Source organism: Draconibacterium halophilum, assembly GCF_010448835.1.
Lineage (GTDB): Bacteria > Bacteroidota > Bacteroidia > Bacteroidales > Prolixibacteraceae > Draconibacterium > Draconibacterium halophilum.
Genome location: NZ_CP048409.1, coordinates 1655423 through 1681076, shown reverse-complemented (window position 1 = coordinate 1681076; position 25654 = coordinate 1655423). Strand labels below are relative to the sequence as shown.

The 25654-nt window shown below is 41.3% G+C and carries 17 protein-coding genes and 1 pseudogene; 10 read left to right on the top strand and 8 right to left on the bottom strand.

The genetic code is table 11. From position 1 onward, the window contains the following. Nucleotides 1–61: 61 nt before the first annotated feature. A complete protein-coding gene (locus G0Q07_RS06765; protein ID WP_262888011.1) occupies nt 62–1264 on the bottom strand; it encodes a sulfatase-like hydrolase/transferase in 1203 nt (400 codons plus the stop codon). A 401-nt stretch (nt 1265–1665) separates the two neighbouring features. On the opposite strand from G0Q07_RS06765, the gene G0Q07_RS06760 reads away from it, so the two are divergent. Continuing rightward, the gene (locus G0Q07_RS06760) at nt 1666–2835 is read left to right on the top strand and encodes a Gfo/Idh/MocA family protein (protein ID WP_163345366.1); all 1170 of its coding nucleotides are present in this window, start codon (nt 1666–1668) and stop codon (nt 2833–2835) included. Nucleotides 2836–2993: 158 nt separating this feature from the next. Here the strand turns inward: G0Q07_RS06760 and G0Q07_RS06755 are convergent, their stop codons facing one another. Continuing rightward, nucleotides 2994–3386: a helix-turn-helix domain-containing protein gene (locus G0Q07_RS06755; protein ID WP_163345365.1), complete on the bottom strand. Its 393-nt coding sequence runs from the start codon at nt 3384–3386 to the stop codon at nt 2994–2996. A 137-nt stretch (nt 3387–3523) separates the two neighbouring features. Continuing rightward, entirely contained in the window at nt 3524–3862 is a 339-nt protein-coding gene (locus tag G0Q07_RS06750) for an AraC family ligand binding domain-containing protein (RefSeq protein ID WP_163345364.1), read from the bottom strand. Nucleotides 3863–4274: 412 nt separating this feature from the next. Between G0Q07_RS06750 and G0Q07_RS06745 the strand changes: the two genes are divergently transcribed. The 9 genes from G0Q07_RS06745 (at nt 4275) to G0Q07_RS06705 (ending at nt 17149) form a co-directional block, all read left to right on the top strand. Beyond that, a complete protein-coding gene (locus G0Q07_RS06745) occupies nt 4275–4844 on the top strand; it encodes a DUF6807 family protein (protein WP_163345363.1) in 570 nt (189 codons plus the stop codon). Continuing rightward, on the top strand, nt 4802–5515 hold the full coding sequence (locus G0Q07_RS06740; RefSeq protein ID WP_163345362.1) for a DUF6807 family protein: 714 nt from the start codon (nt 4802–4804) through the stop codon (nt 5513–5515). The genes G0Q07_RS06745 and G0Q07_RS06740 overlap by 43 nt, the downstream gene beginning before the upstream one ends. 32 nt (nt 5516–5547) lie before the next feature. Beyond that, on the top strand, nt 5548–6924 hold the full coding sequence (locus G0Q07_RS06735) for a Gfo/Idh/MocA family protein (RefSeq protein ID WP_163345361.1): 1377 nt from the start codon (nt 5548–5550) through the stop codon (nt 6922–6924). 118 nt (nt 6925–7042) lie between these two features. Beyond that, nucleotides 7043–7960 (top strand): ThuA domain-containing protein, encoded by a 918-nt coding sequence (locus G0Q07_RS06730; RefSeq protein WP_163345360.1) that lies wholly within the window; start codon nt 7043–7045, stop codon nt 7958–7960. Nucleotides 7961–8397: 437 nt separating this feature from the next. Continuing rightward, complete coding sequence (locus G0Q07_RS06725; RefSeq protein ID WP_163345359.1) at nt 8398–10413, top strand: SusC/RagA family TonB-linked outer membrane protein; 2016 nt, start codon at nt 8398–8400, stop codon at nt 10411–10413. Continuing rightward, nucleotides 10335–11318, top strand: coding sequence for a TonB-dependent receptor domain-containing protein (locus tag G0Q07_RS20670; protein ID WP_246223028.1), 984 nt, complete (start codon nt 10335–10337; stop codon nt 11316–11318). Before G0Q07_RS06725 ends, G0Q07_RS20670 begins: the two co-directional genes overlap by 79 nt. A gap of 21 nt (nt 11319–11339) precedes the next feature. Continuing rightward, entirely contained in the window at nt 11340–13022 is a 1683-nt protein-coding gene (locus tag G0Q07_RS06715; RefSeq protein ID WP_163345357.1) for a RagB/SusD family nutrient uptake outer membrane protein, read from the top strand. A gap of 381 nt (nt 13023–13403) precedes the next feature. Continuing rightward, nucleotides 13404–15458 carry a DUF2264 domain-containing protein gene (locus tag G0Q07_RS06710; protein ID WP_163345356.1) on the top strand — a complete coding sequence of 685 codons (2055 nt, stop codon included), beginning with the start codon at nt 13404–13406 and terminating at the stop codon, nt 15456–15458. 287 nt (nt 15459–15745) lie between these two features. Continuing rightward, nucleotides 15746–17149 (top strand): putative oxidoreductase C-terminal domain-containing protein, encoded by a 1404-nt coding sequence (locus G0Q07_RS06705; RefSeq protein ID WP_163345355.1) that lies wholly within the window; start codon nt 15746–15748, stop codon nt 17147–17149. 150 nt (nt 17150–17299) lie between these two features. Here the strand turns inward: G0Q07_RS06705 and G0Q07_RS06700 are convergent, their stop codons facing one another. The 5 genes and pseudogenes from G0Q07_RS06700 to G0Q07_RS06685 all read right to left on the bottom strand — a co-directional run bounded on the left by G0Q07_RS06700 (nt 17300) and on the right by G0Q07_RS06685 (nt 25638). Beyond that, complete coding sequence (locus G0Q07_RS06700; RefSeq protein WP_163345354.1) at nt 17300–20656, bottom strand: glycosyl hydrolase 115 family protein; 3357 nt, start codon at nt 20654–20656, stop codon at nt 17300–17302. Nucleotides 20657–20910: 254 nt separating this feature from the next. Further along, the gene (locus G0Q07_RS06695) at nt 20911–21966 is read right to left on the bottom strand and encodes a sulfatase-like hydrolase/transferase (protein ID WP_203532687.1); all 1056 of its coding nucleotides are present in this window, start codon (nt 21964–21966) and stop codon (nt 20911–20913) included. 20 nt (nt 21967–21986) lie between these two features. Next, entirely contained in the window at nt 21987–22460 is a 474-nt protein-coding gene (locus tag G0Q07_RS20240; protein WP_203532686.1) for a sulfatase-like hydrolase/transferase, read from the bottom strand. 256 nt (nt 22461–22716) lie between these two features. Then, nucleotides 22717–23055, bottom strand: a pseudogene (locus G0Q07_RS06690) (sulfatase-like hydrolase/transferase); the annotation flags it as partial. A gap of 66 nt (nt 23056–23121) precedes the next feature. Further along, a complete protein-coding gene (locus G0Q07_RS06685; RefSeq protein ID WP_246222999.1) occupies nt 23122–25638 on the bottom strand; it encodes a glutaminase domain-containing protein in 2517 nt (838 codons plus the stop codon). Nucleotides 25639–25654: the final 16 nt, after the last annotated feature.

Genomic DNA, 25654 nt, shown 5'->3' with positions numbered 1-25654 from the left:
TGCCTGATTTAATGCTGGTATATTCAGCAAGCTAATTACAGAATATACCAGCAAGTCCTCGCTACTTTAATTCGAGAGGTTCGATGTCTGAATTTTGGGATCCAACAATCGCTTTATAATCCGTGATCATCTTCTCCAGTTTATCCTGATTGCTTTTAGCCAGATTTTTTTGCTGGGCGATATCATCATCAAGGTTGTATAATTGAAACTCCGGAGAGTTTGCCATTTCGATATTCACCGGTGTAGCAATTTCCGGCCCTTTATACGGAGGAATCATTATCCAGTCCCCCTTACGAAGCGCAGTGCGCGAAGTAGCCTCAAGTACCAATTCTTCACGACCATTCCGGCTTTTTCCCATAAACACATCGAGCAGTTCCTGGCTGTCGGGTCCTTTTTCGTTGCTGCCAACAAGTTCGGCAAGCGACGACATTAAATCAAGCTGACATACAAGCGCATCAGACTTTACCGGTTTAATTTTACCTTCCCAGTAAACCATGAAAGGCACACGAGTTCCGGCCTCAAACAAACTGTATTTCCCACCTCTCAAGCCTCCTTTTGCATCATGATCTCCAATTCTTTCAACTGCATCGTCATAATAGCCATCGTTTAATACCGGACCATTATCGCTGGAAAGAATGATGAGTGTATTTTCCAGAATTCCTGTCTCCTCCAGGGTTTTTAGAAATTCGCCGATACACCAGTCGGCTTCCACAATTACATCGCCACGTGGACCGAGATCCGTACTGCCCACAAACCTCGGATTTGGCGTACGAGGAACGTGCGGCTGTTGCAAGGCATAATACAAAAAGAAAGTTTCGTTTTTGTGTTTCTTCACGTAATTTTGTGCTTTTTCCAGAAAATGGTCAGCCATATCCACATCGCTCCATTTGGCTTTCTCTCCGCCCTTCATAAAACCAATTCGAGGAATTCCATTCACGATTGAATTGTTGTGTCCGTGATGCCATTTCATTTTTAACAATTCCGGATTATCTTTTCCGGTTGGCTCTCCATCAAAATTCTTTTGATAACCGATCTCGATAGGATCATTTGGATCGAGTCCGTCAACCATTCCATTTTCGAGATAAACAGTAGGAACCCGATCTTGTGTGGCCGCCATGATGTAGGAATAATCGAAACCTATTTCGTTGGGGCCGGGTGATACGCTCTCGTTCCAATCCACATCGCCCTGTCCAAGACCAAGGTGCCACTTACCTACAATTCCGGTGTGATAGCCCTCTTTTTTTAACATTTTAGGAATAGTCAGCTGGTCGGTGTCAATCAGTAATGGAGCCGAGCCCGGAAGGATTTTTAAATTTAGTTTGAAAGTAATTCTTCATATTTTATTTTTTTAGATTAGTTGTTTGATATTACAAATATAAAGCTGTTTTCACCATAATCAGTGGCGCAAGTTTTACTCGTGTTAGAATAGATTACCGTTAATAAAAACCCCTGTTTTACTCCAATAAATGCTTGTTACTAGCTGTTAATAAATGACATAACCACAGAGCTGACAAGATTTTTCTTTAGAGAATCGGCGATGCCAAATATGAATAAACAAGCTGCCGCAAGAATCTGTTTTAATTCCTATTCAATTAAAATCGGTACAAAAACTCAAAATAAATATTGTAAGTTTAGCTATCCATTTTAAACTTAAAAACCTAAAATATGAGTTTTAACAGGCGAAATTTCATCCAACGATCATTTGCATCGGCAGCAGGAATTACTGCTGCATCTCTCTTGCCTTACGACATGTATAGTAAGGGACTTCACTCCACTTCGCATCCTGAGGAAATTATTCTCCAACCTGAAAAGCGTTCGGCTCCCAAAGAATCAATAAAGTTTGCCGTAATTGGTGTAAATCACGGCCACATATACGGAATGGTGGGCGCCCTTTTACAAGGTGGCGGCGAGTTAGTTTCAGTATATGTAAAAGAACCTGATTTGTTAAAGCAGTTCACTAGTCGTTTCCCCGATGTTAAGGTTGCAAAAAGCGAAGAAGAAATCCTGGAAGATAAATCCATTCAGCTGGTTGCAAGCTCAATTATTCCGGTAGAAAGAGCGCCACTTGGCATTCGGGTAATGAAAGCTGGCAAAGATTACATGTCGGATAAACCCGGGATTACCACATTTGAACAGTTTGATGAAGTAAAAAAAGTACAAAAGAAAACCGGAAGAATATATTCCATAATGTATAGCGAAAGACTTGGAAATCCGGCATCAGTAAAAGCAGGCGAACTGGTACAGCAGGGCGCCATTGGCAAAGTGGTTCAAACCGTTGGACTTGGACCTCACCGCATGCGACCGGAAAGTCGCCCTGACTGGTTTTTTTATCCTGAAAAAGCAGGCGGAATTCTTACGGATATCGGCTCGCACCAATGCGACCAGTTTTTGTTTTATACCAGCTCCCAAAAAGCTGATGTCAATTTCTCACAGATCGCTAATTTTAACACAACAGATTATCCCAACTACCAGGATTTTGGAGATATGAGTGTTCGAAGCGATCATGCAACAGGGTATATCCGAATCGACTGGTTTACGCCTGAAGGGCTGCCAACCTGGGGTGACGGCAGAACCTTTATTCTGGGTACCGAAGGTTATATTGAGATGCGCAAGTATGTTGATATTGCCGGCCGGGAAGGTGGAAATCACCTATTTCTGGTAAACAAAAAAGAAGTGAAATACTACGATTGCTCGCAGGTTTATATGCCTTATGGCGATCAACTTGTTAACGACGTTGTTCATCGTACTGAAACAGCCATGACACAGGATCATTGTTTTCTCGCCACGGAATTGGCTTTAACGGCTCAAAAAATGGCACAGCGGATCAATGTGTAGTTTATTAAAATCTATCCAAATTCTGGAGAAAAAGCAGATGCTCAAAATTTAGAATCTGCTAAAAAAATACAACTAAGGCCATTTCTGCATTTTGTTGGAATGGCCTTAACTTTTACAACGAGCACTTCCGGCTAAACCCAAAAGTTCTCTATAGCCATCTATTTTCGTTGAAATTCTTCAAAATAAGAAGTCGGTGTATACCCCGTATTCTTTTTAAATGTCCGATTAAAATTTGATAGGTTATTAAATCCACACTCAAAACAGATTTGCGATACAGTCATTTTTCCTTCCAAAAGTAAGCGACAAGCATACCCAATGCGTATTTCGTTAATAAATTCAGAAAGTGATTTCCCTGAGTGCTCTTTAAAATACCGACAAAATGCAGAGGGATGCATATTGGCAACGGCTGCTACATCTTTTAATTCAACTTTCTTTAAGTAATTCGTATTCAGGAAGTGCATAACTTTGGTTAAGCGGTCGCTGTTAAAATTGTGCCTGTCCAGTTGATAATACTGACCGGCCAGTAATCGATACTCCGTTGATCGTGCCATGAAATCCAACAACTTTAGCGTAAGCGACAGGCGTTCAAAACCATTCGAACGCGCAATTTTTACTACCTTTTTCCTCGCTTTTTTAGCAAATTCTTTAGAAAAGCAAATTCCCTTGACCGACCTTTTCAACAGTTCTTTTATCCGGTAAAACTCAGGATAATCCAAAATTGCCTCTTTGAAAAACTCATTAGGAAACTGCAATACGATATACTTAATTTTTTATGATTTTTCTTTTCATGGTATGAAGCATCAGTTTTCCAGAAATGTGGCAGATTGCTGGCCATTAAAACAAAATCGTCCGAATCAAATTCTTCAATGCTATCAGCCACAAAACGTGTCCCATAACCATCTAAAACATAAATAATTTCGTACTCCGAATGAAAATGCCAGGGATAGGTAAAACACTGTTTTTCTTGCATTCTAGCTATAACAACTGATTTTCCGGGAAAATCAATTTGCTCGTGCATTAATTTCATAGTCCGCTTATTAGGATAATATCAAAAATACAAAATTGCTAAACAAATACAAACACTTGCAAAATATGTACTATGTTTGAATTGTCTATATCTGTAAATTTGAAGCTACTATTCAGCAGCTAACTTATGACTGATAAACGACGCAACATTAGCTTACTCTCTGTCTATGCAGAAAATCTGCACATAGCACTAAGAGGTATAACTTCCAACCGCCAGTGTATACGCTTCAGACAAGAAACCTTAACACTACTCAATTATTCACCCCGTCAAAACTGCTTGTTGCCAACACTACAATTAAGATTTGCTTTGGGTAACCACATCATAAAAACAACAGCTAAACAAATTAAATATGAAAGAAGCATAATCTAAAATGAATTTATCCATTCTACATTTACCAATAAAACGAATTACAATGAAAATAGTAGTATTAAGTGCACTCATTCTTATAACTCAAACACTGTTTGCCCAACAAATCCTGAAATTTAGTGTTGAATTTACTGAAGATCGTATAAACACCCCGGTATCAGTTCCATTAAACAGAGTTAATTACAACACCGATAACGGTACCCTTGCATTATATGAAATTATAAACGATAAAGAAACGGCTCTCCCCTGCCAGCTTGAAACAGGACATTCGGCTCGCCTTTGGTTCTTATTAAATGATGAAACCCCAAAAGGAACAGTACGCGATTTTATATTGAAAACAGAAGAAAAAACGGCAACAGAAAACGCAGCTGTTTCGCTTAAAAAAGATAGCGAGGATTTATGTTTTCAGGTGGGCGACAAAACGATTCTAAAGTACAGACATGCTGTTACATTGCCACCAAAAGGTGTTGATCCGCTTTATAAACGTTCGGGCTATATTCATCCATTAACCTCACCCGGAGGAAAAGTTCTGACACGCATTCAGGCACCCGACCACTACCATCATTACGGTATTTGGGGCCATGGACCAAAACCCACATCGGCGACAGGGCCGTAGATTTCTGGAACCTGAAAGCCGGACAAGGAACCGTTAAGTTTGCAGGATTTCTTTCGGAAGCTGAAGGTGCCGTATTTAGTGGATTTGAATCGTTGCAACAGCACATTGATTATGGCGCTCGCGGTGAAGACCAGATTGCGATGAATGAAATGCTGGATGTGCGCGCCTGGAATATTGGCGAAGATATTTGGATGGTAGATTACACCACTTCGCTAAACAGTCCGCTGGAAAACGGAATTTTGCTTGATGCCTACCGCTATGGTGGTGGAATTGGTTTCCGTGCAACAGAAACCTGGCACAAAGACAATTGCACCGTACTTACTTCAGATGGAAAAACACGAATTGATGCTGACGGCTCGTATGCACGCTGGTGCCTGGTGGAAGGCGAATCGGATGTTGAAGAAGGGCGCTCAGGAATACTTTTTATGAGCCACCCGTCAAACCGAATGCATCCCGAACCAATGCGCGTTTGGCCTATTGATTCAAATGGCGGACGTGGTGATATGTATTTTGAGTTCGTTCCGATACGACATGATGACTGGAAACTTGATCCAAAGAAAACCTATACATTAAAATATCGTATGATTATCTTTGATGGAAAGCTTGATGCAGAAACTGCTGAAAAATACTGGAATAGTTTTGCAAGCGTTCCAAAAGCCGAATTGAAATAACTACATCAATATATAACTAATAAAACTTAAATATGAAAAGAAGAAATTTTTTAAGAAATGCAGCCGCCACAACTGCCGGAGCTATGGTAATTCCAACAATTGTCCCCTCGTCGGTATTTGGAGCGAGCGCACCAAGTAATAAAATTAATATCGGCCAAATTGGATGCGGACGTATTGCACGTGGACACGATATGCCCGGAACGATGCAACACGATGTTGCTAGATTAATTGCCGTATCGGATGTAGACAGCAATCGTATGCAAGACGGTAAAAAACTTGTTGAAGATTTTTACAAGAATAAAACTGGTAGTTCAAATCCGGTTGACGTAAAAATGTATGACGACTATAAAGACATGCTTTCCAATACTGATATTGATGCGGTAATTATTAGTACACCGGATCACTGGCACTCTCAGCCGGCAATTGAAGCTGCTTTAGCCGGGAAAGATATTTACCTGCAAAAACCAACTTCGCTTACCGTTGCCGAAGGACGCTTATTAAGCGATATTATTAACCGTCAGGGTACTATTTTACAAATGGGCACCCAGCAACGTTCGTCATCACAATTCCGCAGGGCGGCAGAACTGGTTCGTAATGGTCGAATTGGAAAAATACATACCGTAAAAATTGGATTACCCGGCGATCCCTCAGGACCGATATTTGAAACAGGTCCGGTTCCGGCCAACCTGAATTTTGATATGTGGTTGGGATCTACTCCTGAAGTAGAATACAAAGAAAAGCTTGTGCATCCGCATAAAGGATATGGACGTCCGGGATGGTTGCGCCATGAGAATTACGGAGCAGGAATGATAACCGGATGGGGGCAGCATCACTACGACAGTGCAGCCTGGGGAATGGATACCGAATATACCGGACCAATTTCGGTTGAAGCTGTAGCGCAATTTCCAAAATCGGGCGACTGGAACGTACATGGCGATTTTATGGTAAAACAGGAATATGCAAATGGAATTACTGTTTATACCAGCGGTGGCTTCCCTAACGGAATTCGCTACGAAGGAGAAGACGGATGGATTTTTGTAACCCGCGGAGCATACCGTGCAACAGCTTCCGATCCAATTCCTGAAGGGTCGACAAAAGCACTGGATGCAAGTGACGAGGCTATTTTACGTTCGAAAATTGGCGACGACGAAATAAAACTTTATGTAAGCGAAGAACAACACGGAAACTGGTTGGATTGTATAAAATCAAGAAAAGATCCAATCTCACCTGCAGAAATTGGTCACCGGGCATGTTCGGTATGTTTGGTTAGCCACATTGCTATGAAAATTCCGGGAATTCTGGAATGGGATCCGGTAACCGAACGTTTTATAAACAACGATCTGGCCAATTCTATGCTGAGTCGTCCACAGCGTTATCCTTACGGAACAGATTATATTAAAAGATCGTAGTAATTATATTACAAGCGAATAAGCATTATCCTTATCCGGATGATATACAAAACCCCGGGCAATTGTCCGGGGTTTAAAAAATAAATAAGACAGCACAGTTATACTTAAAAAATACAACATGAACAGGTTATCACTTCTAATTGCATTATTTTTTGCAACAACGATTATTTCTTCCGCACAACACGAACCATTTGATGTTACGGAAGATTGGATACAAAAAATAGAAACACTTGCACCTGACGCTCCCGAAGCGACTCCTTCCAAATCGCGAAAAATACTTGTTTTTGATAAGTTCACGGGGTTTAATCACTGGGTTACTCCACACACTTCGCAGGTAATACGTGTGTTAGGTGAAAAATCGGGAGCATATGAATCCGAAATAACCCAGGATGTTTTTTGTTTGGAAGCTGCGAACTTAGCGAAATACGATGCAGTCGTTCTCAATAACAACTGTTCTATTGGTCCTCGCCGCGATCTTATTCTCGACCTGCTTGATGAAGACAAAAGTTTAAGCGAAGAACAAAAAAAGAAAAAAGCAAAAGAGTTGGAAAACAACCTGATTGAATACGTAAAAAACGGAGGAGGTTTAATCGTTACTCACGGTGCTATTGTAATGCAAAATAATTCAATGCCTTTTAGCGAAATGATAGGTGGCAGTTTTGATTATCACCCAAGACAACAAGAAATATCCCTGGAACTTTGCGACCCCGATCATCCTTTAACGAAAGCTTTTAACGGTAAAAGTTTTGTTCATATCGATGAGCCCTACCTATTTAATAAGGCATACGAAAAGAAAAACTTCAGACCACTACTTTACATGGACACCGACAAACTTGAAGGGAAGAGACAACCAATTGAGGAGAATATTCGTTACGTGGCCTGGATAAAAAAACATGGAAAAGGGCGCGTATTCTATGTTTCGCCTTCGCATAATGCACAGAGCTTCGAGAAAGAAAATTTGTTAAAATTTTATCTGGATGGTATTCAATATGCTATTGGGGATATAGAGTGCGATGATTCACCCATTGAATTGTAAGCAAACTACACTATAGCAAATGGTTGGAATTCTGAAAATGAAACAAATAAAAACACACTCATTACGTATTTATTAATAAACAATTAAGAATAATAGGAGAAGATCAGAGAAACAGCCATTTTGCAAATTCAGCATCAGTATTCGCAAATTTCCTACTAGCGTCCTAATAGATTTTAACCTAAATTTGTCTTAATGCAATCGATTGCAGTCTGTCATGCAATCGATTGCAATTAAATATTAACAAATTATATTCATTCTTGAAATGAGTTAAGTCATTAACTAAACTACTTAATTATGAAAAAAGAAACGAACTATCGATCTCCCTGATCACGATGTAGTGTATTTAATACCTAAGTTAAAATACACCATCCTCAATTAATTCTTAAAAGAGAAACTACTTTTATTTCTAAAATTAATTAAACTAAAACTAAATGTTTATGCAAAAACTTCTTTTATTTTTTGCTGTGTTAATCGTTACGGCAAGTAGCGCTATGGCACAAAAAACTGTTACCGGTAAGGTAACAGACGAATCGGGCGAGCCTCTTCCAGGGGTATCTGTTTTTGTTCAAGGGACAACAATTGGTACAGTAACCAGTGTTGATGGTGATTATACAGTTAGTGGAGTCCCGGAGCAAAGTACTCTGATATTTTCTTATATCGGAATGATTACTCAGGAGATTGAAATCTCAGATCAAACTACAATTAACGTAACTCTTCAACCAGATGCAATTGGTCTTGATGAAGTAATTGCAATTGGTTATGGTACTGAACAAAGAGGAAGTATTACAGGGGCAATTTCGTCTGTAACTACTGATGACATTCAGGAAATGCCAGTTACCAGTGCAGGAAATGCCCTACAGGGACGTGCTGCCGGGGTAGTTGCACTACAATCAGGATCACGTCCTGGCGATGGTGTTACAATCCGCGTTAGGGGACGTCGTTCATTAACAGCTGATAACAATCCGTTATTTGTTGTTGACGGTATTCCTTACAGTGGAAACATCAATGATATCAACCCAAAAGATATCAAATCGATGGAGGTATTAAAAGATGCATCTGCCACAGCCATTTATGGTTCTCGTGGTGCAAACGGTGTTATTCTTGTTACAACAACACGAGGTGGTAATATGCCAACAACGGTATCTTATAATGGATACTATGGAGTTACCAGTCCGCTTGGAGAACCAACCATGATGACCGGACCTGAGTTTTACCAATTAAAAGTTGATGGTGGGTATTCAATAACTGATGCCGACCAGAATGCCTTTGAAAGAGGTGTTTCTACTGATTGGGCAGACCTGGTTATTTCTAACGGTTATAAGCAAAGTCACCAGGTTGGTGTTAGAGGTGGAAATGCAAAAACTGCATTCGCCATGTCGGTTAACTACTACAACGAACAAGGTATTATCGAAACGCAGGATTTCACCCGTAAGACATTCCGGTTAAACCTTGACCATAAAATCTCAAGCAGAGTAAAGGTGGGAACATCTACTCAAATCTCCGACAAGTTACAAAACGTAGGTACAAATGGATACGGAAGCGCTCTGGCTGCCTCTCCGCTTGCCGAACCATACGATGAAGAAGGTAATATTATTTACCAACCTGCTTCCGACCCATTACGCTGGAATCCATTAGCTGATTATGCTGATAATGCAGTGATTAATGAAGCAGATGACTTTAGGGTTTTTGCTAATATTTTTGGAGAAATTGACATTACCACCAACCTTAACTACCGTATGAATTATGGTGTTGACTATCAAAAGAACAGGGATGGTTTATTTGAAGGAAGTTTATCTTCAGCTCGTCAGTACAGCTCACCACGTGCTAGAAAAATTCATGTGAATGAGCTTGTTACAACTTTCGAAAACATCCTTACCTATGTAAAAGACATTAACGAAGACCATAGCATTAAAGCTACCGGATTATTTAGTGTTCAGGAATCGAACTGGGAAGAAACTCGTCTTGATGTAGAAGACTTACCTTACGAACACCAGTTATTCCATAATCTTGGAACTGCTGAGACTGTAAGAGAGTATGATTCGTACCTTAGCGAATGGGGCATTATGTCTTTTATGGGACGTATTAACTACAGCCTAAAAGACAAGTATTTAATTACACTTACCGGTCGCTACGATGGTTCTTCACGTTTGGCAGAGGGTAATAAATGGGGATTCTTCCCATCAGCCGCTGCCTTGTGGAAAATTAGTAACGAAAGTTTTATGGAGAATCAAAATTTATTCTCTGATTTGAGATTACGTGCCAGTTACGGAGTAACCGGTAATACAGGTATCGATCCATACCAAACTCGTGGGGGTTGTCTCGCACAACTTATTCTTTTGCAGGCGGATCAGGTTTTGGTTACCGCCCTGGAGAAATTGCCAATCCTGACCTACAATGGGAATCATCGGCTACTGCCAATATCGGTGTCGACTTTGGAATTGGGCAATCAATAGCGGGTAGTTTCGAGGTATACCAGACAAATACAACTGATCTGTTGTTAGAAAGAAAGTTACCAATCACTTCTGGTTTTGATAACATATTGACCAACGTTGGTGAAACTCAAAATACCGGTTGGGAGTTCTCTTTGAATGCGCGACTGGTTGACAATTCTGATTTCACCTGGACAGCCGACCTGAATCTTTTTGGCAACAAAGAAAAGATTATTGATTTATACGGAGACAAAAGAGACGACGTGGGTAATCAATGGTTTATTGGCGAATCATTAACCGTTTGGTACGACTACGATAAACTTGGTATCTGGCAATTGGGAGAAGAAGACGCAGCTGCAGTTTACCAGGCTACTCCGGGTGAAATAAAAGTGCGAGATGTAAATAGTGACGATATAATAAACCAGGATGACCGTCAGATTTTAGGATCGAATATTCCTACTTTAACAATGGGACTGGGATCAAGAATGCAATACAAAGATTTTGAGCTTTCATTCCTGTTATTTGGTACTTTCGGTCAAACTATCTACAACCAGTTTGAAGTTAATAACTCAACATTACAAGGTCGTTACAACAACCTGGCTGTTGATTATTGGACAGAAAACAATCCAACTAATGAGCATCCAAAAGCTGACGGAACAAGAGAAGGCCCACGTTTTGGATCAACAAGAGGGTACCAAAAAGGAGATTTCTTAAAAGTTAAGAATATCCAATTGGGCTACAACCTTCCGGAAGGTACTTTATCAATAGTTGGTGTAAAATCTATGAAAGTTTATATCAATGCTGATACGCCTTTCGTATTCTCAAAATTATCGAAAAACGGTATCGACCCGGAATCGTATGATGGGGAAATAGGTGCAGATACACCTGATATTAAAATGTTTTCAGTAGGTGTTAATGTTGATTTTTAGGAACTTTTAAATTATCGGAAAATGAAAAAAATAAAATATCTAATATTATTCTTCTCGCTGACGGTCGCATTTATTTCGTGCGACACGCTGGACGAGGAAATTGTATCAGGAGTTACATCTGAATACCTAAATACTATTGACGGTTTAGATGCAGGTGTAAACGCCTCTTATTCGTTCTTAAGAACGTACTATGCACAAGAAGAAGGTAATAAATTCTCGGTGTTCGGAACTGATGAGTATACACATGGTGGCCATGGAGGCGACTGGGATATAGACAGATATGGTGCCGGTTTGAACGCAGAAAATGGAATAATGTGGCATGTGTGGACTAATTTTTACCAGGCCATTAATACCTGCAACGCCGTGGTTGACAGAGCAACAGCTTCGGAAGAGCTCACAGATGATGAAAAGAATCCAAAAATAGCAGAAGCGCGTTTTCTTAGAGCTCACTATTATTTTATTCTTGTTCAAAGTTATGGCGATGTGCCTTTAACCTTAGAAGAAACACAGGGTGTAGAACTGGAAGCGGTTAGAACTCCGGCAGCGCAAGTTTACGATGCAATTATTGCTGACCTTGAATTTGCCGTAACTCATTTGCCTGTTACTCAATCTAATTTTGGCCGGGCAACACAAGCTGCAGCCAAACACATGCTTGGTCTGGTTCATATAACAAATGGCAACAGTGGTACTGCTGTTCCATTATTAAAGTCGGTTATCGACGATTATGGTTTAGCACTTGATGCAGATCCACTGGCGCGTTACGATCACGACAATGAACAACATCCTGAGATTTTATGGTCGGTTCAGTATGACGAAGATCCGATCTTAACACCTCTGGGAAACCGTTCACATTTACACTTTCGCCCTTGGTATGAAGTATATGCATCGGGCTTAGTTCGTGCACTTGGGCACGGTTATGGTCGTCCATGGATTCGCTACCGCCCAACAGGATGGTTGTTAAACAATTTCCGGGTTAATGGCAGTTACGATGTTGACTCACGTTTTAACGAAGGATTCCAAAAAGTTTGGTACTACAATACTACCGGCGATGCGTTACCGGCAGGTGCTGCCGTAGGCGATACCGCAATATATCTTACAGGCGAAAACCTTACTCAGGCACAGGTAGATGCAATTGAAGCAAGATTACCAGGCGTTAAATCAGGTTCAAACTTGTATAGCTGGCATCCTGATGCTAAAGGTAAAGAGTGGTCTTGGTACACCACCGATGGCACGGATAACAATAGTATCAACATCTTCCCTACTCCTTACAAACAGGAAGACAACAAACGTCCATCGGTTAACTATGCCGAAGGATCGCGCGACCTGATCGTTTATTGTTTATCGGAAACTTACCTGCTTTTAGCCGAAGCTTTGATTAACGAGACCAAAGCAAGCGAGGCAGTACCTTATATTAATGCAGTACGCGAAAGAGCAGCTTATCCGGGAAAAGAAAGCGAAATGATGATTACTGCAGCAGATGCGACAATCGACTTCATCCTTGACGAACGTTCAAGAGAATTTAGCGGAGAACAGAAACGTTGGTTCGACCTGAAACGTACTGGTAAGTTAATTGAACGCTATACCATGTACAATCCGGAAGGCCAGAGCAATAACTATGTTCAATCATATCATTTGCTACGTCCTATTCCTGCAAATCAATTAACTCGTGTTACCAACGAAATGAGACAAAACGATGGTTATTAGATTTTTTTATAGTTAATTAGTTTGGTTAGAACAAAGCGCTGTCCAACCTTATTGGGCAGCGCTGTTCTTAACCAGCATGGTACCTAAAAGGTACCTTTTCATATATATACCATAAACCAATTACCCTAATAAATATACTTGCCGCCTAAGCAAGTTTTGCTAAAAGAAGAACTTCTATATTCTTGTTTTTCCTCAAAATGTAAATCCATGTTAGCCTATATAATGCACGCTCTGCCAGGCTGTTGAACGTTTGTCAGTTTTATAGAATGATTATCTTTTCACCAATAGTGGTATAAGATTTAACTACTGTAACTAAATTGATTTATTTTTAAGCAAACAATAAGAGTATTGAAACCTATTTACAACTAAACAAAATCTGTTATGACTAACGCCTTTAAAGTAGAAAATCCCAATTTCACGCAAAGTCCGCACACAGGAATGACCAGAGAGCATTACATCGAGTTAGCCAAATATATGCTTACCCGTGCTTTCAAACATGTCGATTCGATAGAAACACCGCTAACTTTTCCTATAATTCCCGGAAAAACTTATCCTCAACCCAATGCGCCGGATTGGCGCTATCGCTCGGCCGAATTTGAAGCGCTGGAAAGGACTTTTACAATAGCCGGACCACTGATTCACAACGATCCTGAAGTAGAAATCAATAATATAAAACTGCGCGATTATTACAAACTGCATATTTACCGCACTTTTACTCCCGGAAACTCAAACTCTTTGCCACTTCCCGAGGATTTACCCGATTCAAATTATCAGTTTACCTGCGAGTTTGGGGGTCTGTTTAAAACCCTTTTGCTTTTACCAGATACCATTTGGCCGTTATACAGCGAGTCGGAAAAAAACGATATGCTCGAATGTATTACAAAATGGGCGCATCACAGAACCACACAAAACAACTGGCGAATTTTTAATATCGTCACGCTCTCTTTCTTAAAAAAACAAGGTTACCCAATTGACGACGAACTGCTAAAAAGCCACTTACTTTGGGTAGCTTCATATCACTCCGGCGACGGTTGGTACCTGGAACAAACCTATAACTACTACTCCATTAGCTTGTTTATTGTGTATACAACCATTTGGAACAGGGCTTTTGGCGATGAGTTTTACCCCGAAATCGGGGCAATAATTGAGGAATCAGCCAAAAAACTCATGAAATGTATTACCAGTTTCTTTGGTCGCGATGGTTACATAAATATGTGGTCAAGAAGTATTTGTTATCGTACCTGGGTTTCAGGCGCTTTTCCTGTCGCCTTTATGCTAAAAGAGCAAACCGAACTCGATCCGGGATGGGCCAGAAGACTCTGCACCGGTTCGTTGTTACAATTTGTTAGCCGCGAAGAATTCTTCTGCAACGATGTGCCAAGTTTGGGCTTTTACGGACAAAAAGAATACATGGTTCAAAACTACAGCTGTTCTGGTAGTCCGTTTCTAATGTTCCTACCATTTATTTGCCTGGCTCTGCCCGAAGATTCGCCGTTTTGGACAGCAACCGAAAACGAAGGAATGTGGGAAACACTGGGCGAAAAATCAAATAAAGTAGTACTGAAACATCCGGGATTGGTGCTGGTAAACCATGGTAAAACCGGCACATCAGAAATTATTCCGGGTAAAGTCTATTACGACGACCCCAACTATTCTAAACTTACGTACAATACGCATTTCCCATGGGAGGATCAAAATCCTAAGGGAGGTACTTCAATGGAATACAGTTTCCGCAGCCAGGACCCCAGAGATGTGCGGGGAGATGACGTAAACTTTTATTTAACCGGATTAACGGTTAACAATAGTTCAGAAGAAAACCAGCAGTATACCACCTCGCAAAACATGCTGTTTAATGGTGTTGAAAACAATATTTTATATCGCCAGGCTATTATGCGCCGCCCGCCCAATAATGGCGTTGGTTATATCATCGATCTCGCCGATATTACCATTCCAGGAGGTGTTATTCGCATTGACAGGTCGCGTTTGGCCTTTGAGTACGAACTGACCTTAGGACATTTTGGTCTACCTCATATTTCAGGTGAGAAAGCCGAGATAAAGACATTTGAATTGAATGGAAACCAAATTATTACAGCTAAAATAAAAGGTCGCCAGGTGGCACTTATTAGCTACAGTGGCTGGGACAAGTTGGACTCGATGACGCATAAGAACCGAAATGCTGAAGCCGATGAAAGTTCCGTAATTTTTGCGTACAAAAAACGTTTGCAGAAAAACCCACCTATGGAACTGATGATTACAGCCCTGTTGCATAAAACCGACGACAGCGAGTGGACAACCGAAGAATTATCACCAATTAAAAACATAGAAATTAATGATATAACGGCATCATTGTCACCACTTGGTGCTACAATTACGCTTAACAACAATAAAAAATACGATGTCGACTTTAAAGATATTGATGGGAAAAAAACTTGTTAGCAATACTAAATTTTAGAATAAAAACTGAACATTCGTTACACTGATTACGACTGTAATGTAAAATATTACATCGAACCGTAGGAGAAAAGATTGAAGGTAGATTGACAGAAATCTCTGGTCATTGGATATTTTAGAACTTTGTGGCTTTACGAGAAGTTTAGTGGCAAATTTAGCTTTGGGCAGAACTTTCTTTAAAGTTATCTTTTCTCTAATTCCCTTTCTAAACAGAATTAAAAGTATAATTTTGCGTGTACGCTAACGGAAATCTAATAACTAAAAAATAATTCATGAAACATCTATCAACAGCTGCTGTGGCACTCGTAATTCTGTTTTCAGCGTGTTCGGGTGGAAGCCAAAAATCTACTGAAACCGAAAAAGAAAAAAACAGGTTTACCGGAGCAAAAGACGAGGTGAAAATTATGACTCTTGATCCGGGTCACTTTCATGCCGCGCTGGTGCAAAAATCGATGTACGACCAGGTTGATTCTGTAGTTAATGTTTATGCGCCCGATGGCGAAGATGTGGTGGATCACCTGAAACGAATTGAAGGATTTAACACGCGGGAAGAAAATCCAACTTCGTGGGAAGAGAAAGTGTATAAAGGCGCTGATTTCTTTGAAAAGATGATAGCGGAAAAACCCGGGAATGTAATGGTTACTGCCGGAAACAACGCTAAAAAAACCGATTACATTTTTAAAACAATTGACGCGGGGATAAATGTGCTGGCTGATAAACCAATGGTTATCACTCCGGAAGAGTTTCCGAAACTGGAAAAAGCTTTCCGGGTGGCAGAAGAAAAAGGCGTGCTATTATATGATATTATGACCGAACGTCATGAAATCACAACACTCATCCAGCGCGAGTTATCGCAACTGCCCGAAGTTTTTGGAACACTTCAGTTAGGAACGGAAGAAAAACCGGCTATTACCAAAGAGAGTGTTCACCACTTTTTTAAATATGTTTCGGGAAATCCGTTAAAGCGTCCCGCATGGTTTTTCGATACCAAACAACAGGGCGAAGGAATTGTGGATGTAAACACACACCTTGTTGATTTGATCCAGTGGGAAGCTTTCCCCGAAGTGATTTTATCGAAAGAAGATGTTGAAATTGTTTCGGCAAGGCGCTGGACCACCGACCTTACCCCTGAAATGTTTAAAAAAGTAACCTACCTGGATGAATATCCGGAATACCTGAAAAAAGACGTTGACGGGGATATTTTAAAAGTTTATTCAAACGGAGAAATCAATTACAGGCTAAAAGGTATTCATGCCAAAGCATCGGTAATCTGGAATTTTGTAGCACCTGAAGGCGCCGGTGATACACACTACTCCATTATGCGCGGAACAAAGTGTAACCTTGAAATCGTTCAGGGAGAAAAGGAAGGTTATAAACCACAATTGTATATTGAAGCTACAGAGGTTGACCCTATGGAATTTGCCGGTAGCCTGAATAATGCAGTAACAGGATTAGCAGAAACCTACCCCGGCATTTCGGTGGAAAAAATTGGCGACAAAAAATGGGTAATGAATATTCCTGACAAATACAAAGTTGGCCACGAAGCACACTTTGGACAGGTTACTGAAAAATACCTGCAATACCTGATTGACGGGAAACTACCTGAATGGGAAGTACCAAATATGATTGTAAAATATTACACGACTACTGAAGGTTTGAAGGCGGCAAGACAATAAGCGTTCAGAACGTGATTCTAAAGATCCGATCCGTATTTTTTAATTGAATACGGATCGGATCTGTTTTCTATATCGCTTATATTTTATAGGTAAAAATCGGGTGAATAAAAAATAGAAATTAAACCTTGATTCGAAATTAGCTAATTAACTTCAACGCTCCACCATCTTTGTCGATTTTGGACCGGTGTACGATTGCTTCAATCCGCCAAAATCAATCAGTATACGGTCAACGTTTACAGAAGGATCTGTCCCCCACAACTTCAGCCGGTAGGGGCCGGGGTCAAGATTTAGCTGTCCGGTTCCAATCATACGACTTTCCAAAACATTGTCGCTCCAATCTTGCCCGCTCATCTCGAAGTTGATCCATTGAGGCTTTCCATCTCCAATACATACGGCACATCTCAATTGTTGCGATGGTTGCAATGGGAATGCCGGAACTGCCTCGACGATAACTTTAGCATTTCCCCCTTGAGTAACAACAATGTCATATTCGAGGGCTGGAGCTTTTTCGCGTACCTGAGATAAATCCTCAATGTACCATCCATTTGTAGGTTGCTGCAACATGGCTGAACCACTACGTCCCAGTCCTATTAATGGTTTAAATGAGGCTACATTGCCCTCCTTTATATCGCAGAACTCATTCGCATTCATAGAAATTACGCCATCCGTTTCAACAAAAAAACCTGGTTGTAAATCTGATTTTTGATTGATGGCAGATACAGCCACCCGGTAGCGTTGTTCTCCATTTGATATTTCAACATAACCATTAATATCCTCATCGGATGGCGCCTTATCATAGTTGATGCTTACCCAAATACGATCCTGATCACCGTGCAATTCACCTTCGTTTTCACTCAGCTCAATCCAAGGAGAACTGGTCTTGGCCGTCCACTGTTCAGGTTCCTGGCCCCTGCTGTAAACATCAATAAAATGGCGTTGTTGTGTGTAGCGGTTAAATGTTGGCAGACGATTTTTATCGGTATACTGAGGGGAAAATTGCTGTGATTCCTGAATAAACTCAATTCCATACAATTTCCCACCATCCTCGCGGGGATGAATCGTTAGCTTATTTAAACCGGGTTTCAAAACAAAATCGTGTGCCTTCAGCCGCTGAATTCGCCCAACAGAATCACCAGCACTGTACGGTGGTTTGTCGTTAAGTGTTACCCACCACGAGTCGCTGTCGCTGTCTGGGTGATCTACCGATAAATTGAGCGTATGAATACCACCTGGCGCATCTTCAAAATTAAATTCAAACACCGCCTTGGTGGAACTTTCTATTTCGTAAGGAATTACATCGTAGTACGGCTCTTGAATTTGGCGATTGGATCCATCTTCCGGCCAGGTTATAAAAGCACCACTGGCATCTTTTCCTCTTTCCATTTCACCGGATATTTTCACTTCAGCGGCATTCATCGCCAATTTTGATTCGCGAGTAAAAATGTTGGGCTGCATTCCCTGAATAGGCTCTAATGGTTCTGCCTGGCCATCAATTGCCACCCCAAATCCTTGTTGGTTGGCTGTTTCTAAACGCCTGGTGATCGGCTCCCAAAAGACCAGCGAGCCTTTTTTATAACTTGGACTATAATCCACAACATGTTCCCACTTGCCATTAGCAAGTTCATTGTTATAATAATGCGTGAGCTTTTTGATCTCTTCGAACGCTGCAAAAGCCGAATCACTCATTGCGTTTGCAACCGCACGGCCTTGTTTGGCGTACTCCCTGCTTTTGTATGCATACAGCAATTTTTCGTTCATGCCTGCAGCACCTGCAATAGGATAATAAACCAACTGAAAATAGGTATCCTGAGCCTCCTGAGGAACCTTTGCCATTATTTGCTGAGCTCTTGACCGTATTTCCTGATAGCGAAGCATCCTTGTCTCCACTTCGTCGTTGTAATTCCACAAGCTATATAAGGGATCACGTATCGGTGGCCAACCGTTCCATTGCGGTTCATTAAAACCCATAAACTCCGGCTTCCGCTCGTTTGCAAGACGGTAATATTCCCACATCATGTTTGAAATCTGCTTACTGTATTTTTCTGAGATGTCTCTTGATGCTACTGTTTCGAAATAGTCTTGGATATTCTCAGGCTCCCAGGAGTTGATATCCCAGGCCAGATCCATAAAGAATTCCATTTGCCATTCGCGGCGTTTCAAACCTCCCACATTAGCAATCCATATTTCATTCATATTATACTGCGATGCACGGGTCAATTCCCGCCATACCAATGCAGGAGTCATGGGGGAAAGCCAAATATACGGGTGAGGTGACCCAAGGTATGACAAGTGGTAATAGAATCCGGCACCTCCGGATCGTTGCTGCTCAGCCTGGGTTGAAAAACGCTTGATGTAACCGTAATTATCATCGGGCCACATAATGGTTATATCCTCCGGGAGTTTTAACCCGCTTTCATAAACTTCAAGCACCTCTTTATAAGCAGTAAACGATTGTGGAACTTCTGATGCGTCTTCATTAATATGTTTACTTAGCAATTCCCGCTGATCGGAAATTACTTTTTCAAGCCCTTTTACTTTTTCATTCATGGAGCCGAAACCTTCCATGCCGCTGTCGTGAACGCCCCGCATCCCAACAGTGTAAATCGCATTTACTCCTTTGCTTTCCTTTACGCGCTGCTCCCAGTAATTGGAAACCGACGATGCGTTAGATTGATAATTAAAACGCCCCATTGTTTTTTGATCCCATTCACCCACATTATTGCGAAGCATAGGCTCGGCATGCGATGTACCTACTACAATTTCCCATTTATCGGCGGTCTCCAGGTTGCCCGGCACGGTGAAGAAGGGACGCGTATTGGGATGCATCCCCGGCCAAATAGCATTACCTTTTAGGCGGAGTAACAATTCAAAAATTTTGGCATAGGTTTTAGGCCCCAAATTGCCGACAGATGGTTCAAATGTTTTAGATGCCCAGGGCTCAAGTCCCCAGCCTTCATCGTTGATAAAAATACCCCGAAATTTGACAGTTGGCGCATTGGAATAGACATCCTTATTGTTTATTAATAAAACATCCTGTTGCTCAATAGGCGCATCCGCCCACCAATACCAGGGAGATATGCCAATCTGTTCCGATAATTCGAAGACCCCAAAAGCGGCTCCCCGTGCATCGCTTCCAACTACAAACATGGCTTGGTCAATGCCTTCTGCCGGTGCGTTTTTAAAAACCCATCCGTACATCTCCCACTGACCGGAAAGTCTGGAGGTGTCAATAAAACTACTAATCAATTTGGAAGAAATATCGCCGATTACGATTACATTTCCCCCTACACCTTCCAACGTGCTATAAACTTCCGGCCGCTTACCGGTAACCACCTCAATGTCCTGAGCTAACAAATGCGCCGCAATGGAATCTAGTGCCGAGTTTTCAATATCATAAACGATAGATACGACCCGATCATGGTCAGCAATTGAAAATTGGGCATTAGCATGTTGAAAGCTCAATGCCGTCAACAAGATAATTAGGAATAGTTGTTCTATTTTATTCATGCGTTTATCTTACAATATCATAAATTTTATTTAAGGCATACTTAAAACTTCTAAAACGCTGTAATAGTGCACATTACAACAAAAAAAAGAAGTCATACCATACAGTTCGACAAAATATAATAAAATAAAACTAAATACAGGTTCCTAAGGTATTTTAAAATCAAGAGCCCGACGGTTCAATTCAGCCTCTTGATATCAAGAAAACAGAAGGTCTCAGACAACGAATCTTCCATTTACCGCATATCGCAAAAAAATTATTTCAGTTCCAATGCTTCCACATCTGAATTCATATCTCCAACGATATTTTTGTATTGCTCAATCATTTTTACAAGCTGATCAGGATTACTACCTGCAAGATTCTGCTTTTGGCTAATGTCACTACTCAAATCATAAAGCTGAAACTCACTGGAATTTCCCAACTCAATATTTACCTGTTCTGCAACTGCTGGTCCTTTATACGGTGGAATCATCAACCAGTTGTCTTTACGAAATGCAGTACGTGTTGACGCCTCCAAAACAAGTTCTTCACGGCCTTTTTCTGACGTTCCCATCAACACATCCAATAATTCCTTACTATCTCTGGTTTCCACTTCTGTTTCCGTGAGCTCTGCAAGTGATGCCAGAATATCCAATTGACTGATTAATGCGTCCGATTTTTGAGGCTCTATCTGACCTTTCCAATAAGTAATAAACGGCACACGTGTTCCGGCTTCAAACAAACTGTATTTCCCACCTCTTAAGCCTCCATTCTGATCGTGGTTTCCAATTCGCTCAACAGCATCATCATAATAGCCGTCATTTAGAACAGGGCCATTATCGCTCGAAAAAATAATCAATGTATTTTCCAGAATTCCCTCATCTTCCAACGTTTTCAGAAACTCACCAATACACCAGTCGGCTTCTACAATTACATCTCCACGCGGCCCAAGATCGGTTTCCCCCACAAACCTTGAATTTGGTGTACGTGGTACATGCGGCTGTTGCAAAGCGTAGTATAGAAAGAATGACACGCTTTTATGTTTCTTCACATAGTCTTGTGCTTTTTCTAAAAAATGATCGGCCATATCCACATCACTCCATTTTGCTTTCTCTCCACCTTTCATAAAACCGATTCGCGGAATACCATTCACAATAGAATTGTTATGCCCGTGATGCCATTTCATAGTCAATAACTCCGGATTATCTTTTCCGGTTGGTTCTCCTTCAAAGTTCTTTTGATAACTGATCTCGATCGGATCATTCGGATCAAGCCCTTCAACCAAACCGTTTTTAAGATAAACTGTTGGAACACGGTCTTGTGTGGCCGCCATGATGTAGGAATAATCGAAACCTATTTCGTTGGGCCGGGAGAGACGTGCTCGTTCCAGTTTACCTGGCCCCTTCCTAAACCAAGATGCCACTTGCCAACAATACCGGTATGGTAACCTTGTTTTTTCAACATTTTTGGAATTGTTACCTGCGCGGTATCAATAATCAGCGGTGCTGTTCCAGGCAAAATCTTTGCATCCTTATTTCGCCACGGATAAACTCCGGTGAGCAAGGCATAACGGCTTGGAGTGCATGTTGCCGAAGACGCGTGCCCATCGGTAAACATTACTCCGTTGTTGGCCAAACGATCAATATTTGGCGTTTGAATTTCAGTTGCTCCATAGGCACTAACATCGCCATAGCCCAAATCATCGAGGTAAATTATAACAATGTTGGGTTTCCCTGAATTTGTTACATTTTGTTTTTTATAACTACTGCACGATGTAATAACAACCGCCAGCATCAGCATTAAAATCAAACACTTTTCAAATCTCATAGCAATCACGTTATTGGTTTAATTAGTTTCCAAATTTATCAAGTTTTATGTCCAATAGATAAGTTTCAAATCAATTTTCCAGCTCTTTTTTCAATTCTTCTACTTTTTTAGGTTGTATATCCTTAAAATTCTGGTTTCTCCCATATCTTTTTTCAAATTGTAAAGCTGAATATTCGATCCATCGAAATCCATAAGCAATTTATAATCTCCTTTACGAATGGCCAAATCAGGAGCATTGTTTCCATCATAACCTGGACTATCGATCGGGAGGACGAATCCAAAATATCGGTTTTGATCTTTTTTGTTGTTTTTTCCCGGTAATGGCATCCAGCATCATCTCTCCATCGTAATCTACGTTTTCATCCGGAGTAGCCCCGGAAATTTCCATAAATGCCAACGGGAGATCAATTGCGGCCATTACCGTTTTGGTGTTTTTTGTACCCACTTTCTTTTTCGACATTTTACCCGGCCACCAGCTAATAAACGGTTCGCGGACCCCACCTTCGTACAAATTGGTTTTGTACCCGCGAAGCAATCCGGCAGTGTTTACATCCTTATCCGAGCCATTATCGCTGGTGAAAATTATCAGCGGATTATCGCGGAGTTGCGGATTATTTTAAACAGAATCAAAGAGTCGCCCCAGTCTTCAACTAATTTTTTATTATTCCTCCAACATCTTAATAAAATATCCACCAACAACCGAACGTGCCTGAAAGCCGACCTGTTTTGCATCGGGTGTTTCGTACCAGTCGGTCATTGGAACACGGTCAGGTGTTTCAGTAACAAAAGCGTAAACCGGATCGATAAATTTCTGGAAAGTTTCGGTATCGTCGGCTAAAGTGGCTGTCCATACAATCCAGTCTGATTTGGTATACGTTCTACGGTTATCCAGCGGTAAGCCGTAGGTGTTCTGTTTAGTCAGGTAATAGGCAATTTCGGTTTGTGCCACTTCCGACGGGAAAATTCCAAGACCAAGCAGTTTGTCCCAAACAATGTTGTATTTCTGGCTCCAGGTTCCCGGTTTATCAAAGGTTAAACGATAGTGATCGCCATCATCGGCCATCTTCATCCATTCCTGCGCCATACTTTTTGCTTCAGAAGTATATTTTTCGGCCACATCTGTTTTACCCAACATTTCGGCCAATTTTCCGTAACTGGCAATTCCCATAATTGCTTTTGCCGAAAGGTTTACATTGTGTGCAAAGTGACCGGCAAAATCGTCGGTACACAATTGATTCTCCGGATCAAGTCCGTTTTCCATCAGGTAATTGGCCCACACAGTAAGCACCTCCCAGTGCTCATTTGCGTAATCGGCATTTCCTTCCACATCGGCAATAGCCGCTGTCAGGATCAGCATATTCCCACATTCTTCAACCGGCATATCGCCACCATATGTTTGTCCGTTGGCTAAGGGATAAGTACCCACATCGTGCGCCGCAAAAGGCTTGGTCCATTTTCCGCTTTCTGAGTAGTAGAAAATCGGGTTCAGCATTCCTTTTAACAACTCGGGATTGTATTTCAGGAATAATGGAGCCGACGGATAAGTTACGTCAACAGTACCAATTGAACCGTTACTGAAGTTTTCTTTCGAAAGGAAAAGAATGTTTCCTTGGGTGTCTTTTACCAGTTTGTGTGCTGCAATCGACTGACGATAAGCCAGCAAACACAAACGTGCATAGTTTTCGCCACCTGCAGCCAAAGCGTCCTCGTAAATTGCTTTATCAGCGGCATCGCAACGCTCCATAATATTTTGGTAATCGTTTGCCGCAGAAGTTAGCACCGCATCAAAACTTACCTGACCATCTTTTGTCCACCAGGCTTTCAAGTTATCGCCAAAATACTGGATCGACTCAATATCGTCGTATGCCAGCATTATGTATCCTTTTGCAGGTTTTGCTGAAACCTCGCCAATGGCATCAGTACAAGCCATTGCCGGCATTGATTTCGACAATACAGCAGTAGTTTTATCCTGTCCTGCATTCACTTTTCCACTTTCAACAAAAGCTTTTTTCATTCCGGCAAAATCGCCAATTGCCAGTGTTTTGTTTTCAGTTTCCGGCGATGCCAGATAAAAATACCCCCAGTCGATGCGGATATTATCACCTTTCTTTTCCAGAACAGGTTGTTCGGTAGTTCCTGTTTTTAAGAAACTAATATTTCCCGTTTTTCCACTTGCAACTTCTACTTCCTGACTTAATTCGTTTACCGCCCACTCAGGAGTAACTTCGAAATAAACTTCCACTTCATGCGATTCCCCGTCGGTTGAAACCGCTTCGTAATTGATGTAGTTTACCGGTCGTGAAAGCAGATCAAGATCGTCCATCAGCAACGGTGAAACAAACTCCACGCGCAAATCTACCGGGCCACAAGTAAAATCGTACTTGGTTTGTGTGGCGGTAATTTTCACACTGTTTTGAACCGCAGTTTGGGTAAAAACAGGTTTTGCATCGCTCTCTTTGAAAATTCCAAAATCGACATAAGCCAAACCACCACGATCCCAGCAATGCGCTGCAATGGAGTTTTCGCCACCAATGTTTAGCAGGTTCCTATCCAGCTTTAATATAACACCGCTTTTTGCACGGTTGCCGGTATTTACAATTTTTTTCCCGTTTAGGTATAATTCAAAATCATCGTCGTGCGAATACACCAGAAACAGATCGCTTGCTTCGCTAACTTCGGGCATTGTAAATTGGCGTCGTACCCAAATATGCTCGGTTTCCCATGGAGTAGCTGTTTCACTCATACCTGGCGTACCAAAAGCTGCCTTTCCGCTTTTCCACGAGGTAGCTTTAAATTCTGGTTTTTCCCAGCCAGATGCAGGCTTCTGCGTTAGGTATTTTCCTTCCCAGGCTTCAAACTTGGCATTGGCAACAACCGGCTCCAATGGAATTTCTTCTTTGCCAAGGAAACGATACGTTTCACCGTCGACACGAACCGCGCCAATTAGCGAATGGTTTCTGCCGGTCCAGTGTTTTACTGGTGTATCGAATAAATTATCCGACATTGACCATGCACTGGTATACGGGTCGATGGTGATTAATGGGTAAGCGGGAGCACGAAACTCCAGCCCCGCTTCTTCTATTTGTATTGTTGATTGTTGGCTGCAGGAAAACAATACTATTCCCACAAAAGCCATAAGAACGAACTGTTTAAAAATCAGGTTGTTTCTTAACTTCATTTTGGTTGGTCTAAGT